General features: G+C 69.7%; 11 protein-coding genes. 3 read left to right on the top strand and 8 right to left on the bottom strand.

The genetic code is table 11. From position 1 onward, the window contains the following. Positions 1–218: 218 nt before the first annotated feature. The 3 genes from H4N64_RS39015 to thyX form a co-directional block, all read right to left on the bottom strand. Entirely contained in the window at positions 219–1,904 is a 1,686-nt protein-coding gene (locus tag H4N64_RS39015) for a ribonuclease J (RefSeq protein ID WP_186287359.1), read from the bottom strand. A 151-nt stretch (positions 1,905–2,055) separates the two neighbouring features. Further along, entirely contained in the window at positions 2,056–2,955 is a 900-nt protein-coding gene (gene dapA / locus H4N64_RS39010; RefSeq protein WP_186287358.1) for a 4-hydroxy-tetrahydrodipicolinate synthase, read from the bottom strand. Positions 2,956–3,165: 210 nt separating this feature from the next. Next, complete coding sequence (gene thyX, locus H4N64_RS39005) at positions 3,166–3,906, bottom strand: FAD-dependent thymidylate synthase (protein ID WP_186287357.1); 741 nt, start codon at positions 3,904–3,906, stop codon at positions 3,166–3,168. Positions 3,907–4,207: 301 nt separating this feature from the next. Here thyX and H4N64_RS39000 point away from each other — a divergent pair, with 301 nt between their 5' ends. Continuing rightward, positions 4,208–4,762 carry a hypothetical protein gene (locus H4N64_RS39000; protein WP_186287356.1) on the top strand — a complete coding sequence of 185 codons (555 nt, stop codon included), beginning with the start codon at positions 4,208–4,210 and terminating at the stop codon, positions 4,760–4,762. 65 nt (positions 4,763–4,827) lie between these two features. Here H4N64_RS39000 and H4N64_RS38995 read toward each other — a convergent pair whose 3' ends face one another. From H4N64_RS38995 to rpsO, 5 genes are all read right to left on the bottom strand, one after another. Continuing rightward, on the bottom strand, positions 4,828–5,271 hold the full coding sequence (locus H4N64_RS38995; protein ID WP_186287355.1) for a hypothetical protein: 444 nt from the start codon (positions 5,269–5,271) through the stop codon (positions 4,828–4,830). Positions 5,272–5,278: 7 nt separating this feature from the next. Further along, entirely contained in the window at positions 5,279–6,031 is a 753-nt protein-coding gene (dapB, locus tag H4N64_RS38990; RefSeq protein ID WP_186287354.1) for a 4-hydroxy-tetrahydrodipicolinate reductase, read from the bottom strand. A gap of 24 nt (positions 6,032–6,055) precedes the next feature. Next, positions 6,056–7,435, bottom strand: a complete 1,380-nt coding sequence (locus H4N64_RS38985) for an insulinase family protein (RefSeq protein WP_186287353.1) — start codon at positions 7,433–7,435, stop codon at positions 6,056–6,058. Further along, the gene (locus H4N64_RS38980) at positions 7,432–9,657 is read right to left on the bottom strand and encodes a polyribonucleotide nucleotidyltransferase (protein WP_186287352.1); all 2,226 of its coding nucleotides are present in this window, start codon (positions 9,655–9,657) and stop codon (positions 7,432–7,434) included. The genes H4N64_RS38985 and H4N64_RS38980 overlap by 4 nt, the downstream gene beginning before the upstream one ends. Positions 9,658–9,946: 289 nt before the next feature. Further along, on the bottom strand, positions 9,947–10,234 hold the full coding sequence (gene rpsO / locus H4N64_RS38975) for a 30S ribosomal protein S15 (RefSeq protein WP_015657483.1): 288 nt from the start codon (positions 10,232–10,234) through the stop codon (positions 9,947–9,949). 288 nt (positions 10,235–10,522) lie between these two features. Between rpsO and H4N64_RS38970 the strand changes: the two genes are divergently transcribed. Next, positions 10,523–10,816 carry a DUF397 domain-containing protein gene (locus H4N64_RS38970; RefSeq protein WP_186287351.1) on the top strand — a complete coding sequence of 98 codons (294 nt, stop codon included), beginning with the start codon at positions 10,523–10,525 and terminating at the stop codon, positions 10,814–10,816. A gap of 399 nt (positions 10,817–11,215) precedes the next feature. After that, positions 11,216–14,632, top strand: a complete 3,417-nt coding sequence (locus tag H4N64_RS38965; protein ID WP_186287350.1) for an SCO5717 family growth-regulating ATPase — start codon at positions 11,216–11,218, stop codon at positions 14,630–14,632. The last annotated feature ends 29 nt before the right edge of the window (positions 14,633–14,661 follow it).

Raw genomic sequence — 14,661 nt, 5'->3', positions numbered from 1 at the left:
TGCTTTCCAGGTTCCCGCTTTCGCGTTTCCCTTTCCGGCGGCTCCGACTTTATCAGAAGTTCTGAGTCGGATTTCCCGCCCCCTTCGAGAACTGGTTCCGGCGCACGAGGCGGCCGGGTTCCCGTTCAGGCGGAGCCGTAAACGTACTGGAGCGGGGCGCCTCGATGCAAATCGAGGCGCCCCGCTCCGGGTTCACGCGTACGAGGGCCGACGGTCCGTCAGACCTCCACCACCACAGGCAGGATCATCGGCCTGCGGCGATAGGTGTCGGAGACCCACTTGCCGAGTGTGCGGCGGATGAGCTGCTGGAGCTGGTGGGGCTCCACCACGCCGTCCTGTGCCGAGCGCTCCAGAGCCTCCGCGATCTTCGGGATGACGTCCCCGAAGACGGAGTCCTCGATGCCGGAGCCGCGCGCCTGGATGTGCGGGCCGCCCGTGATCTTGCCGGTGGAGGAGTCCACAACCACGAAGACCGAGATGATGCCCTCGTCGCCGAGGATCTTCCGGTCCTTCAGCGCCGGCTCGCCGACGTCACCGACGGAGAGGCCGTCGACGTAGACGTAACCCGCATGGACCTTGCCGGAGATCTTGGCCTTGCCCTCGATGAGGTCGACGGCTACGCCGTCCTCGGCGATGACGATGCGGTCGTGCGGGACGCCGGTGAGGGCGCCCAGCTCGGCGTTGGCGCGCAGATGCCGCCATTCGCCGTGGACCGGCATCAGGTTCTTCGGGCGGCAGATGTTGTAGAAGTACAGGAGCTCGCCCGCGGACGCGTGGCCCGAGACATGCACCTTGGCGTTGCCCTTGTGGACGACGTTCGCGCCCCAGCGGGTCAGGCCGTTGATCACGCGGTAGACCGCGTTCTCGTTGCCGGGGATGAGCGACGACGCCAGGATCACCGTGTCGCCGTCGACGATGCGGATCTGGTGGTCCCGGTTGGCCATCCTCGACAGGGCGGCCATCGGTTCGCCCTGCGAGCCCGTGCAGACCAGCACGATCTCGCTGTCCGGGAGGTTGTCCAGCGTCTTCACGTCGACCACCAGGCCCGGCGGGACCTTCAGGTAGCCGAGGTCCCTCGCGATGCCCATGTTGCGGACCATTGAGCGGCCGACGAAGGCGACCCGGCGGCCGTACTCGTGGGCCGCGTCCAGGATCTGCTGGATGCGGTGGACGTGGCTGGCGAAGCTCGCCACGATGATCCGCTTGCGGGCACCGGCGAAGACCTGGCGCAGGACGTTGGAGATCTCGCGCTCCGGCGGAACGAAACCCGGGACTTCGGCGTTCGTCGAGTCGCTGAGGAGAAGGTCGATGCCCTCCTCGCTCAGGCGTGCGAACGCGTGCAGATCCGTCAGCCGGCTGTCCAGCGGGAGTTGGTCCATCTTGAAGTCACCCGTGTGGACCACCATGCCCGCAGGGGTGCGGATGGCGACGGCCAGGGCGTCGGGGATGGAGTGGTTGACCGCGACGAACTCGCAGTCGAAGGGGCCGATGCGCTCACGGTTTCCCTCCGCCACCTCAAGGGTGTACGGGCGGATGCGGTGCTCCTGGAGCTTGGCCTCGATGAGCGCGAGGGTCAGCTTGGAGCCGATCAGCGGGATGTCCGGCTTCTCGCGGAGCAGGAACGGGACTCCGCCGATGTGGTCCTCGTGACCGTGGGTGAGGACGATGCCCTCGATGTCGTCGAGGCGGTCCCGGATGGACGAGAAGTCCGGCAGGATCAGGTCGATTCCAGGCTGCTCCTCCTCGGGGAAGAGCACTCCGCAGTCGACGATCAGCAGGCGGCCGCCGTATTCGAAGACCGTCATGTTTCGGCCGATTTCGCCGAGACCGCCTAGCGGGGTGACCCGCAGGCCGCCTTCGGGGAGCGGCGGGGGCGGGCCGAGTTCAGGATGCGGATGACTCAAAAGACTCTCCTCAACCACACGCGCCACGTACCGGTGGGCACGTGGCGCGCGTGACGTTCGTGCAGAAGCAGTTGTCGTTGTGGCGCAGACACCGGTGGCCTGCTTATTCAGTTGTGAAGTCGGTGCGCGGGCGCCCGCGCGAAGTCTGGTGCTAGAGCTGTACCCCGCCGGCGGCAAGATCGATCTTGAGCTGTTCGATCTCCTCGGGCGAGCACTCGATCATCGGGGCGCGCAGCGGTCCCGCGGGCAGGCCCTGGAGGGTGAGCGCGGCCTTGGTGGTCATGACGCCCTGGGTGCGGAACATGCCCGTGTAGACCGGGAGCAGCTTCTGGTGGATCTCGGTCGCCTTCTGGACGTCACCGCTGGTGTACGCGTCGACGAGGGCGCGCAGCTCGGGGGTGACGACATGGCCGACGACGGAGACGAAGCCGACCGCGCCCACGGAGAGCAGCGGCAGGTTCAGCATGTCGTCGCCGGAGTACCAGGCGAGGCCGGAGCGCGCGATGGCCCAGCTTGCGCGGCCCAGGTCGCCCTTGGCGTCCTTGTTGGCGACGATCCGGGGGTGCTCGGCGAGCCGGACGAGTGTCTCGGTGCTGATCGGGACGCCGCTGCGGCCGGGGATGTCGTAGAGCATGACCGGCAGCTCGGTGGCGTCGGCGATGGTCTTGAAGTGCCGGTACAGGCCGTCCTGTGGGGGCTTGTTGTAGTACGGCGTGACGATCAGCAGGCCGTGGGCGCCGGTCTTCTCGGCCTGGCGGGCGAGCTGAAGGCTGTGGTGGGTGTCGTTGGTGCCGACGCCGGCCACGATGTGGGCGCGGTCGCCGACCGCCTCCAGTACGGCTCGTACGAGATCCGATTTCTCCGCGTCGCTGGTGGTGGGGGACTCGCCGGTGGTGCCGTTGATGATCAGGCCGTCGTTGCCTGCGTCCACCAGGTGCGTGGCGAGCCGCTGTGCGCCGTCGAGGTCGAGTGCGCCGTCCGCCGTGAAGGGCGTGACCATAGCGGTGAGGACCCGCCCGAAGGGGGTCTGCGGAGTGGAGGTCGGAGCCATGGGTTACACGCTACTCGCTGCTCAAGGCGTGGTCTGCCCTAGGGGTGTGGGAAAAGTCAGGACAAAGGTGGAGCCCGGCACTGCCTGCTCGGGGGTTCAAGCAGTGCCGGGTCCGTTTGATCAGGCTAGATGAACTTCACCAAATGCCGCAATACGGGCAATTCATGAGGCTGATGCGCACATCCGTGCCAGGCCGGGAACTCAAGTACGCTACGGCGCCATACGTCCGTTCGCATTGAAGGCCGCGTAGGTGAGCGGCATGAGCTTGGCCCACTCCGCCTCCATCTTCTCGCCGACCATCTCGATCTCCCGCTGCGGGAAGGAGGGGACCTTCGCCAGCTCGTGCTGGGTGCGCAGGCCGAGGAAGTGCATCAGCGAGCGGGCGTTGCAGGTGGCGTACATCGAGGAGAACAGGCCGACCGGGAGGACCGCGCGGGCGACCTCGCGGGCGACGCCGGCGGCGAGCATCTCCTGGTAGGACTCGTAGGCCTGGCGGTACGAGTCCTCCATGACCCGGCCGACCAGCTCCTGCTGGGCCTGGGTGCCCTCCACGAAGACGTACTTGCCCGGGCGGCCCTCCTGGACGAGCTTGCGGGACTCGTCGGGGACGTAGAAGACCGGCTGGAGCTCCCGGTACCGGCCCGACTCCTCGTTGTACGACCAGCCCACGCGGTGCCGCATGAACTCGCGGAAGACGAAGATCGGGGCGCTGATGAAGAAGGTCATCGAGTTGTGCTCGAAGGGGCTGCCGTGCCGGTCCCGCATCAGGTAGTTGATGAGGCCCTTGGAGCGCTCGGGGTCCTTCTTCAGCTCGTCCAGGGACTGCTCGCCGGCGGTGGAGACGCGGGCGGCCCACAGCACGTCGGAGTCGGCCGCGCTGTGCTTGACCAGCTCGACGGTGACATCGCTGCGGAAGCTGGGCTTGAGTTCGTCGGCGGGGGTGTCGGTCACGACTCGGAGGGTCCTTCCATCACTTCACTCGGGCGGCGCCCACTCTACGGCCCGGCACTGACAACGGGGCGTTCGGTACCGGTCCGCTACAACTTCGGAGAACTTCTGCCAATTCGGCGTAACCGGGCACTTTTTGCGGCGGCTGCTCGTCTGTGTTGGCGCCCCGAGAGCGGGCGACCGCCGGGCAGACGGCCGCTGAGGCCGGGAACCACCACGTCCGGACCCCTGGGGTGGTGAGCCGGGACACAGGTCGATAGCCTCACCGGGCACAGCCCCAGCATGGATTGAGTGAGGACCAGCCGTGCCCCTGCCCTTCCTGACGGCCGACCGAGCCTTCGAGGCAGCCGACGATGTCGCACTGCCCTTCGACGACCGTGACCGCTGGCGGCGCCCCTACCGTCCCGGACCATGGCGGGTGGGCGCGGCCGCGCTTCTGCTGCTGCTCGCCTCCTATGTGCTGTTCGCGGCGGTCATCATCGCGCTGACCGGCACGCCGGGCGAGGCAGGAGTGGTCTTCGGCCTCGCGCTGGCCGTGATCGCCGTCGCGCTGCGTCTGCTGCGCATGGGCGTGTGGGTGAGCGCCCGAGGCCTGCGCCATGTCGGCTTCTTCGCCACGCGCACGACGCCCTGGGAGCGGGTCGTCGCGGTGCGCACGGTGCAGCAGCCGGTGCGCTGGCTCGGACTGCCGCGCACCGTGCAGGGGCAGGCCCTGACCCTCGTACGGGCCGACCGGTCCGCGGACGATCTGGCGCCGCTGCTGACCACGCACAACGCGGACTTCCTGGCGCGGCCGGACGCGTTCGAAAGGGCCGCGGACACCATCGAGGCCTGGGGTGCGGAGAACGGGCGCGGCTGAGACGCACATGCGCAGGGGCCCGGTCCGTGGACACGGACCGGGCCCCTGCGCAGGACGGGGGAGGCTCAGCGTGCTGTCTCCCTCAGCGTGATCGCCCGCTGCATCGCCTTCCTGGCGCGCGGGGTGTCGCGGGCGTCGTGGTAGGCGACGGCGAGGCGGAACCAGCTGCGCCAGTCGTCCGGCGCGTCCTCCGTCTCGGCCTTGCGGCGGGCGAAGACCTCGTCGGCCGAGTCACGGTCGATACGGCCGCTGGGGGTGCGCTTCAACTCGTCGACGGGCAGGCCGCCTTCGGCGTCGAGTTCGGCGGCGAGCCGGTTGGCCTTGCGGACGAACTCGGTGTTCTTCCACAGGAACCACAGGCCGATCAGCGGCAGGATCAGCACCGCGACACCGAAACTGACGGTGACCAGGGTGCCGGCCTTGATGAGCATCACGCCCCGGCTGCCGACCAGGACGAAGTAGACGACCAGGACGGCGGCCGTGATGCCGTAGGAGATCTTCGCGCGCATGAGTCGGTCAGCCCAGGTCCAGGAAGTGTTCCAGGCCGAAGGTGAGGCCGGGGGTGGCCACCACGCGGCGAGCACCGAGCAGGATGCCCGGCATGAAGCTGCTGTGGTGCAGGGAGTCGTGGCGGATGGTGAGGGTCTCGCCCTCGCCGCCGAGCAGGACCTCCTGGTGGGCCAGCAGGCCCCGCAGCCGGATCGCGTGGACCGGGATGCCGTCCACGCTGGCGCCCCGAGCGCCGTCCAGGGCGGTGGTCGTGGCGTCCGGCGCGGGGGCCGAGCCGGCCTTGGCGCGGGCCTCGGCGATGAGCTGGGCGGTGCGCGTGGCGGTGCCGCTGGGCGCGTCCACCTTCTTCGGGTGGTGCAGCTCGACGACCTCGACCGACTCGAAGTAGGGCGCGGCGATCTGCGCGAACTTCATGGTCAGCACGGCACCGATGGAGAAGTTGGGCGCGATGAGCACGCCCGTCTCCGGGGACTTGGCCAGCCAGCCGGTCAGCTGCGCGAGGCGCTCGTCGGTCCAGCCCGTCGTACCGACGACCGCGTGGATGCCGTGGCTCACGCAGTAGTCGAGGTTGTCCATCACCGAGTCCGGCGTGGTCAGTTCGACGGCGACCTGGGCGCCGGTCTCGGCCAGGGTCTCCAGCTTGTCGCCCCGGCTCAGGGCGGCGACCAGCTCCATGTCCTCGGCGGCCTCGACGGCCCGTACCGCCTCGGAACCGATCCGGCCCTTGGCACCTAGGACCGCCACTCGCAGCTTGCTCATCTTCTTGTTTCCTTCGGGAGAGGCTTACGCGACCGCTTCGTGCAGACGGGACGCCTGTTTGTCCTTCAGCGGGCCGATGACCGACAGCGAGGGCCGCTGTCCCAGGATGTCCCCGGCCACCGAGCGGACGTCGTCCGGGGTGACCGAGGCTATCCGGGCCAGCATGTCGTCGACGGACATCTGCTCGCCCCAGCACAGCTCGCTCTTGCCGATACGGTTCATCAGCGCGCCGGTGTCCTCAAGGCCCAGCACCGTGGAGCCCTGGAGCTGGCCGATGGCGCGGTTTATCTCGTCGTCGGACAGACCGTGCTGGGCGACATGGTCGAGTTCGTCGCGGCAGATCTTGAGGACGTCGTGCACCTGCGAGGGTCGGCAGCCGGCGTACACGCCGAACAGGCCGCAGTCAGCGAAGCCGGAGGTGTACGAGTACACGCTGTACGCGAGGCCCCGCTTCTCACGGACCTCCTGGAACAGCCGGGACGACATCCCGCCGCCGAGGGCCGTGTTCAGCACGCCGAGGGCCCAGCGGCGCTCGTCCGTGCGGGCGAGGCCCGGCATGCCGAGGACGACATGCGCCTGCTCGGTCTTACGGCCGATCAGCTCGACGCGGCCCGCGGTGCGCAGGGCGCGCTTGCCGCCGCGCGGGGCGATCGGCGTGACGTCGAGGCTCTTCAGGGCGCGGGCCTTCTCGAAGGCTGCCCGGACCTGTCGTACGACCTTGTTGTGGTCGATGTTGCCCGCGGCCGCCACGACCAGGTGGGTCGGGTCGTAGTGCTTCTTGTAGAAGCGGCGGATGCGGTCGGCGGTGAGGGCGTTGACGGTGTCGACCGTGCCGAGGACCGGGCGGCCGAGGGGGTTGTCGCCGAACATCGTGTGCGCGAAGAGGTCGTGCACGCAGTCGCCCGGGTCGTCCTCGGTCATCGCGATCTCTTCGAGGATCGCGCCGCGCTCGACGTTGACGTCCTCTTCGAGGATCAGCGAGCCCGTGAGCATGTCGCAGACGACGTCGACGGCGAGCGGTAGGTCGGTGTCGAGCACGCGTGCGTAGTAGCACGTGTACTCCTTGGCCGTGAACGCGTTCATCTCGCCGCCGACGGCGTCGATGGCCGAGGAGATGTCCAGGGCGGAGCGGCGCTGGGTGCCCTTGAAGAGCAGGTGCTCCAGATAGTGCGTGGCGCCGTTCAGCGAGGGGGTCTCGTCGCGGGAGCCGACGTGGGCCCAGATACCGAAGGTCGCGGAGCGGACCGAGGGCAGGGTCTCGGTGACGATGCGCAGGCCGCCCGGGAGGGTGGTCTTACGGACGGTGCCGATGCCGTTGGTGCCCTTGATCAGGGTTTGGGTACGGGCGACGGCCCGCGCCTCCGAAGAGGTGCGGGCCGTCGCCTTGGAGCTACTCGACGTCACTTGTCGGCGTCGTCCTTCTTGTCAGCGTCGGCGTCAGCCTCTTCGCCCTCGATCACCGGGATGAGGGAGAGCTTGCCGCGGGAGTCGATCTCGGCGATCTCGACCTGGACCTTGGCGCCCACGCCGAGCACGTCCTCGACGTTCTCCACGCGCTTGCCGCCTGCGAGCTTGCGGATCTGCGAGATGTGCAGCAGACCGTCCTTGCCCGGGAGCAGCGAGACGAACGCACCGAAGGTGGTCGTCTTCACGACCGTGCCCAGGTAGCGCTCGCCGACCTCCGGCATGGTCGGGTTGGCGATCGAGTTGATCGTGGTGCGGGCGGCCTCGGCGGCCGGGCCGTCGGAGGCACCGATGTAGATGGTGCCGTCGTCCTCGATCGTGATCTCGGCGCCGGTGTCTTCCTGGATCTGGTTGATCATCTTGCCCTTGGGGCCGATGACCTCACCGATCTTGTCCACCGGGATCTTCACGGTGATGATCCGCGGGGCGTTCGGGGACATCTCGTCCGGCGTGTCGATCGCTTCCATCATCACGTCGAGGATGTGGAGGCGGGCGTCACGGGCCTGCTTGAGGGCCGCGGCCAGGACGGAGGCCGGGATGCCGTCCAGCTTGGTGTCGAGCTGGAGGGCGGTCACGAACTCCTTCGTACCGGCGACCTTGAAGTCCATGTCACCGAAGGCGTCCTCCGCACCGAGGATGTCGGTGAGGGTGACGTAGTGCGTCTCGCCCTCGATCTCCTGGGAGATCAGGCCCATGGCGATACCGGCGACGGGGGCCTTCAGCGGCACACCGGCGTTCAGCAGCGACATGGTGGAGGCGCAGACCGAGCCCATGGACGTCGAGCCGTTGGAGCTCAGCGCCTCGGAGACCTGGCGGATCGCGTACGGGAACTCCTCGCGCGTCGGCAGGACCGGCACCAGGGCGCGCTCGGCGAGGGCGCCGTGGCCGATCTCGCGGCGCTTCGGGGAGCCGACGCGGCCGGTCTCGCCGGTGGAGTACGGCGGGAAGTTGTAGTTGTGCATGTAACGCTTGCGCGTCACCGGCGACAGCGTGTCCAGCTGCTGCTCCATGCGGAGCATGTTCAGCGTCGTGACGCCCAGGATCTGGGTCTCGCCACGCTCGAACACGGCGGAGCCGTGCACGCGCGGGATGGCCTCGACCTCGGCGGCCAGCGTGCGGATGTCGGTGACACCGCGGCCGTCGATGCGCTTCTTCTCCTTGATCACGCGCTCGCGGACGAGCTGCTTGGTCAGGGAGCGGTACGCGGCGGAGATCTCCTTCTCGCGGCCCTCGAACTCCGGCAGGAGCTTCTCGGCGGCGAGCGCCTTGACACGGTCCAGCTCGGACTCGCGCTCCTGCTTGCCGGCGATGGTGAGCGCCTGGGCGAGCTCGGGCTTGACGGCCCCGGTCAGCGCCTCCAGGACGTCGTCCTGGTAGTCGAGGAAGATCGGGAACTCGGCGGTCGGCTTGGCGGCCTTCGCGGCGAGGTCGGCCTGGGCCTTGCACAGCACCTTGATGAAGGGCTTCGCGGCGTCCAGACCGGCGGCGACGACCTCCTCGGTCGGCGCCTCGGCGCCGCCCTTGACCAGCTGGATGGTCTTGTCGGTGGCCTCGGCCTCGACCATCATGATCGCGACGTCGCCGTCCTCCAGGGTGCGGCCCGCGACGACCATGTCGAAGACGGCGTCCTCAAGCTCGGTGTGCGTCGGGAACGCCACCCACTGGCCGTTGATCAGCGCGACGCGGACGCCGCCGATCGGGCCGGAGAAGGGCAGACCGGCCAGCTGCGTGGACGCGGAGGCGGCGTTGATCGCCACGACGTCGTACAGGTGGTCGGGGTTGAGCGCCATGATCGTGGCGACGACCTGGATCTCGTTGCGCAGGCCCTTCTTGAAGGACGGGCGCAGCGGGCGGTCGATGAGGCGGCAGGTGAGGATGGCGTCCTCGGAGGGACGGCCCTCACGGCGGAAGAAGCTGCCGGGGATCTTGCCGGCGGCGTACATCCGCTCCTCGACGTCCACCGTCAGCGGGAAGAAGTCGAGCTGGTCCTTGGGGTTCTTGGAGGCGGTGGTGGCCGACAGCACCATGGTGTCGTCGTCCAGGTACGCCACGGCGGAACCGGCGGCCTGCTTGGCCAGGCGGCCCGTCTCGAAGCGGATGGTACGGGTGCCGAAGGCGCCATTGTCGATGACGGCCTCGGCGTAGTGGGTCTCGTTCTCCACTAGCGTTTTCTCCGTTACTTTTCGTCTTTTGTCCCGATCCGCCCGTGTGGCGGGGGGACGTGGTCGGAGAAGCGCTCCATCTGGTGCGGGCCGGTCTTCGATCGAAGCACCCGGGGTTCGCATCGCCCGGGGGCCACTACCGAGGACCGGCGGCGGCGAGGTGCACTTCTCCTCGTTACTGCGTTGTGCTACCACACTACAAAGCGGGTGTGACACTCCGCACGTTTCCGTACGTACGGCGAAGGGAGCGGCTCCCGATCCTTCCGGGAACCGCTCCCCTCACGGCGTCTTACTTGGCGCCCGCAGCACCACGGCGGATGCCGAGGCGGTCGACCAGCGCACGGAAGCGCTGGATGTCCTTCTTGGCGAGGTACTGCAGCAGCCGGCGGCGCTGACCGACCAGGATCAGCAGACCACGGCGGGAGTGGTGGTCGTGCTTGTGGGTCTTGAGGTGCTCGGTCAGGTCGGAGATCCGGCGCGAAAGCATGGCGACCTGGACCTCGGGGGAGCCGGTGTCGCCCTCCTTCTGACCGAACTCGCTGATGATCTGCTTCTTCGTAGCGGCGTCGAGCGGCACGCGTACTCCTCATAGTCTGTGATGGGCCACCGAGTGCCCCCGGTCTGCATCGCGGGGGATCTTCCATGACTCGGAAGGCGGGGATCCGCTGGGCGCGGCCTCCAGAGCGAGCGCTCCGGGGGTGCGTACACAAACGGCCGTCACTCAGGGTACCAGCCAGAGGTGGGCGCCCTCGCATCGGTTCCGGAACCGCCCTGGTCGCGGCGAATGGGCCACTAGGGTGAGCGCGCCGATCATTCGTACGTCGGGATGGCCCGTACGTCGGAAGTCTGGAAGGGGTCGCTGGGCATGGCGGAGACGGAAGAGGAGATCAAGGCGCGCAAGGAGCGGGAGCGGGACGAGCTGTACGCCCTCGACATCTCGGGCGTCGAGTGGCAGAGCGCGCCGGGCACGGAGACGCATGAGGAGCGGGTGGAGATCGCGTACCTGCCCGGTGGGGCGGTGGCGATGCGGTCGTCGCTGGAACCGGAGACGGTGCTGCGTTATACGGAGGCGGAGTGGCGGGCCTTCGTGCTGGGTGCGCGGGACGGGGAGTTCGACTTGGAACCGGCGCCGCACAACGGCGGTCTTGACGCGGAGTGATCGAGGGGCGGTCGTGGGGGCGCCTTGTCCGGGGCTGCCCCGCGGCCGCCAATTCGCTTGTGCGGCGGCGGGATTCGGCGGGCCGACTTGATCGCTTGCTTCGCTTTCGTTCCGGATTGTTCACAGGTGTCGTCCGGTTTGTTCACCAATAGGAGGGCTGCGTACGCCACTTCGGGGCAGGCTGTGACGCAGTGGGCAAGTGCTCGGGGGCGGACGGGCCTGCCGAGGTGATGCCTGTGGTGATTAGGCTGGGACCGGGCGCGACGCCAGACCCGTGGACGGGGCGTCGGTGGCCCAGGGGGAGAGCCGACTGGAACGGACGACCTCGAACGACTTCGGACGACGAGCAATGGTCGCCCCGGCACGGCATGGGGGTGCTCGACCACACCAGGAGGAACTGTGAGCAGCGATCGGGACGGGATCCGCGGGGGCTGGGCCACACCCGGCGATGACCAGCCCGACGCGGAGTCGGCGAACGAGGTCACGGGCGAGTTCACCATCGACTATGCGCCGCCTGCCTGGTACACCCAGAACGCGAGTGGCTCCGCCGGGGCGGGGCGGGACGAGGGTGGTTCGGGTTCTACGGGTGCTTCAGGTTCTGCGGGTTCTGCGGGTTCCTCGGGAGCCCCGGCTGCGGGTGCGGGTGGTCCTGCCGCTCCGCCGTCGTTCACTCCCTCTCCTACGTCGCTGCCTTCCTCGCTGCCGGGGCTGACGCCGCCTGTTCCGCAGGGGTCACCGGCTCCGGGGGCGCCATTCACTTCGCCCGCTCCTCCGGCGCAGCCTGCGCCCGGGGCGCCTTTCACTCGGCCCGCGCCGGCGCCCGGTGCGCCGTTCACGCCGCCTCCGCCTGCTGCTGGGGGGCCGGTCGCGGTGCCCAAGTTGCCGGTGGGGAGCGGGTTCGAGCCGCAGGGGACGCCTGCTGAGCCGCCCGCGGCTCCTCCGGCTCCCTCCGCTGACGCCGCTTCGCCTATGGCCGTGCCGAGCATTCCCGTGGGCGGGTTCCAGTCGCAGTGGAGCACGCCGGCTTCCGCGCCTTCCGAGGCCTCTTCCACGGCTCCGGCCGCCGAGGAGTCCGACTCCGGGAACGGCGATCTGGAGAGCGGCGCCACGATGCGGTTCTCCGCGGTCGCGTTGAAGCGGGAGATCGAGGAGCGCGCGGCGGAGGCCGGGGCGCGGCTGCGGTCGGCGGATGAGGATGAGGGCGAGGATGCTGCGTCCGAGGCCGACGAGTCCGCCGAGGCAGAGGCTGAGGTCGAGCTTCAGGAAGACGCTTCGGACGAGGTGGAGCAGGAGGAGGCGTCCGAGGACCAGGACTCCGCTGTCGCTACGGCCGAAACGGACTCCGTGGAGACCGAGCCCGCGGACGCGGAACCGGCTGACGCGGAGCGGGCTGACGCGGAGGCGCTGAACATCGAGCCTGCGGACGCGGAACCGGATGACGCGAAGGCGCTGGACGTCGAGCCCCTGGACGCGGAACCGGATGATGCGGAGGCGCTGGACGTCGAGCCCGTGGACGCCGAGCCTTCCGAGCCGGAGTTCGCGGAGACGGGGCCGTCTGACTCCGCCGCGCCGGAGGACGCCGTAGCCGATGAGGCCGAGCCGACGGACGAGGACCAGCCCGACGCCGAGCCGGAAGATGCCGTACCCGCCGACGCGGAGCCCGAAGACGCCGTACCCGCCGACGCCGAGCCGCAGGACGCGGCTCCCGCCTGGACTCCCCCGCCGGCGCCGCAGGCCGGGGTGCCGCCGCTGCCGCCGTCGTACCAGCCCGCGGCCCCCACGTCGGCGCCCCAGTGGCCCGTACAGCAGCCGGAGCCGGTGGCTCCCGAGCCGCAGCCCGCGGCGGCGCAGCAGCAGCCCGCCCCCGCCCAGCAGCCTCCGTTCCAGCCGCAGGCCCCGCAGCCCGCGCCCGCGGCCTGGAACCAGCCGCCGACGCCCCCGCAGCAGCCGGCCCCCGGCTTCCCACAGCCCGCTCCCGTACCCAACCCGCAGGGCGGCTACGGCTTCCCCCAACCCGGCGCCCCCACCGCGCCCGCGCAGCAGCCCCCGGCCCCACAGCCGACCGACGCCCCCAGCCCGACACCCACGCCCCAGGGCGGCTACGGCTTCCCCCAGCCCGGCACCCCCGCAGCCCCCGCACAGCAGCCCGCCGACACCCTCAGCCCGGCACCCACGCCGCAGGGCGGCTACGGCTTCCCCCAGCCCGGTACCCCCGCACCGGCCGCGCAGCAGCCCCCCGCCCAGCCGCCCGCCAGCGCCCCGGCCCCCAACCCCCAGAGCGGATACGGCTTCCCCCAGCCCGGCACCCCCGCAGCCCCCACGCAGCAGCCCGGACAGCCCGCGCAGCAGCCCGCACCCGGTGACCCCAACTCCCCCGCCCAGCCCGGCGGTTACGGCTTCCCGCAGCCGCCGGTCCAGCCCGGTCCCGTACCGGGCCAGGCCCCCGCGCATCCCGGCATGCCCCAACAGGGCCAGCCGCAGGCGCCCGGCGTGCACCAGCAGGGCGTGCCCCCCGAGGCCCAGCCGCAGCAGCCCCACCCCGGCGTGCCCCCGCAGCCCCAGCCCCCCACAGACCCCCGCGCCGGTGCCGTCTGGCCTCAGCCCATGCAGCATGATCAGCGGCAGCCGACCAACCCCGGGGCCGCGCCGCTCGGTTACACCGCTGCCGTGGAGTTGTCCTCCGACCGGCTGCTCAACAACAAGAAGCAGAAGGCGAAGAGCGGGCGGCCCGCCGCAGCTGGTGGGCGGTTCAAGATCGGCGGGAAGAAGGAGGAGGCCGAGCGGCAGCGGAAGCTGGAGCTGATCCGTACGCCGGTGCTGTCCTGCTATCGGATCGCCGTCATCAGTCTCAAGGGCGGTGTCGGAAAGACGACCACGACCACCGCGCTCGGTTCGACGCTCGCCACCGAGCGGCAGGACAAGATCCTGGCCATCGACGCCAACCCGGACGCCGGTACGCTCGGCCGGCGTGTGCGGCGGGAGACCGGGGCGACCATCCGTGACCTCGTCCAGGCGATCCCGTACCTCAACTCGTACATGGACATCCGCCGGTTCACGTCCCAGGCGTCGTCCGGGCTTGAGATCATCGCCAACGACGTCGACCCCGCCGTGTCCACAACCTTCAACGACGAGGACTACCGGCGCGCCATCGACGTACTGGGCAAGCAGTACCCGATCATCCTCACCGACTCCGGTACCGGTCTGCTCTACTCCGCCATGCGCGGTGTGCTGGACCTCGCCGACCAGCTCATCATCATCTCGACGCCGTCCGTGGACGGTGCGTCCAGCGCCAGTACGACGCTGGACTGGCTGTCGGCGCACGGCTACGCCGATCTCGTCTCGCGGTCCCTCACCGTCATCTCGGGGGTGCGGGAGACCGGCAAGATGATCAAGGTCGAGGACATCGTCAGCCACTTCGAGACCCGCTGCCGGGGCGTCATCGTCGTGCCCTTCGACGAGCATCTCTCCGCCGGTGCCGAGGTGGACCTCGACATGATGCGGCCCAAGGTGCGGGAGGCGTACTTCAACCTCGCGGCGATGGTCGCCGAGGACTTCGTACGCCATCAGCAGTCACACGGCCTGTGGACCAGCGACGGCAACCCGCCCCCGGTGGCGGCCCCGCCGATGCCGGGACAGCCGCTTCCCGGACAGCCGTACGCTCCCGGTCAGCAGCCTTACGCCCCCGGTCAGCCCTACGGCCAGCCTGGTCAGCCCGGCCACCCCGGCCAGCCTCCGATGCAGCAGCAGCCCGGTCAGCCCTACCCGCAGCAGGGCCAGCCGCCCTACCCCTACCCCCAGCAGCCCCCGCAGCAGTAGGCAGCCACAGACAAAGGGCGGCCGGTGCC

Source organism: Streptomyces cupreus, from assembly GCF_014257025.1.
GTDB lineage: Bacteria > Actinomycetota > Actinomycetes > Streptomycetales > Streptomycetaceae > Streptomyces > Streptomyces cupreus.
The sequence above is the reverse complement of the archived record's forward strand: the minus strand, read 5'-3'. Positions and strand labels throughout refer to the sequence as shown.

What these genes read in the sequence shown, in the direction of transcription:
- dapB (WP_186287354.1), bottom strand. Translation starts at nt 6,031, where the DNA reads ATGAGCAAGCTGCGAGTGGCGGTCCTAGGTGCCAAGGGCCGGATCGGT.
- H4N64_RS38995 (WP_186287355.1), bottom strand. Translation starts at nt 5,271, where the DNA reads ATGCGCGCGAAGATCTCCTACGGCATCACGGCCGCCGTCCTGGTCGTC.
- H4N64_RS38970 (WP_186287351.1), top strand. Translation starts at nt 10,523, where the DNA reads ATGGCGGAGACGGAAGAGGAGATCAAGGCGCGCAAGGAGCGGGAGCGG.
- dapA (WP_186287358.1), bottom strand. Translation starts at nt 2,955, where the DNA reads ATGGCTCCGACCTCCACTCCGCAGACCCCCTTCGGGCGGGTCCTCACC.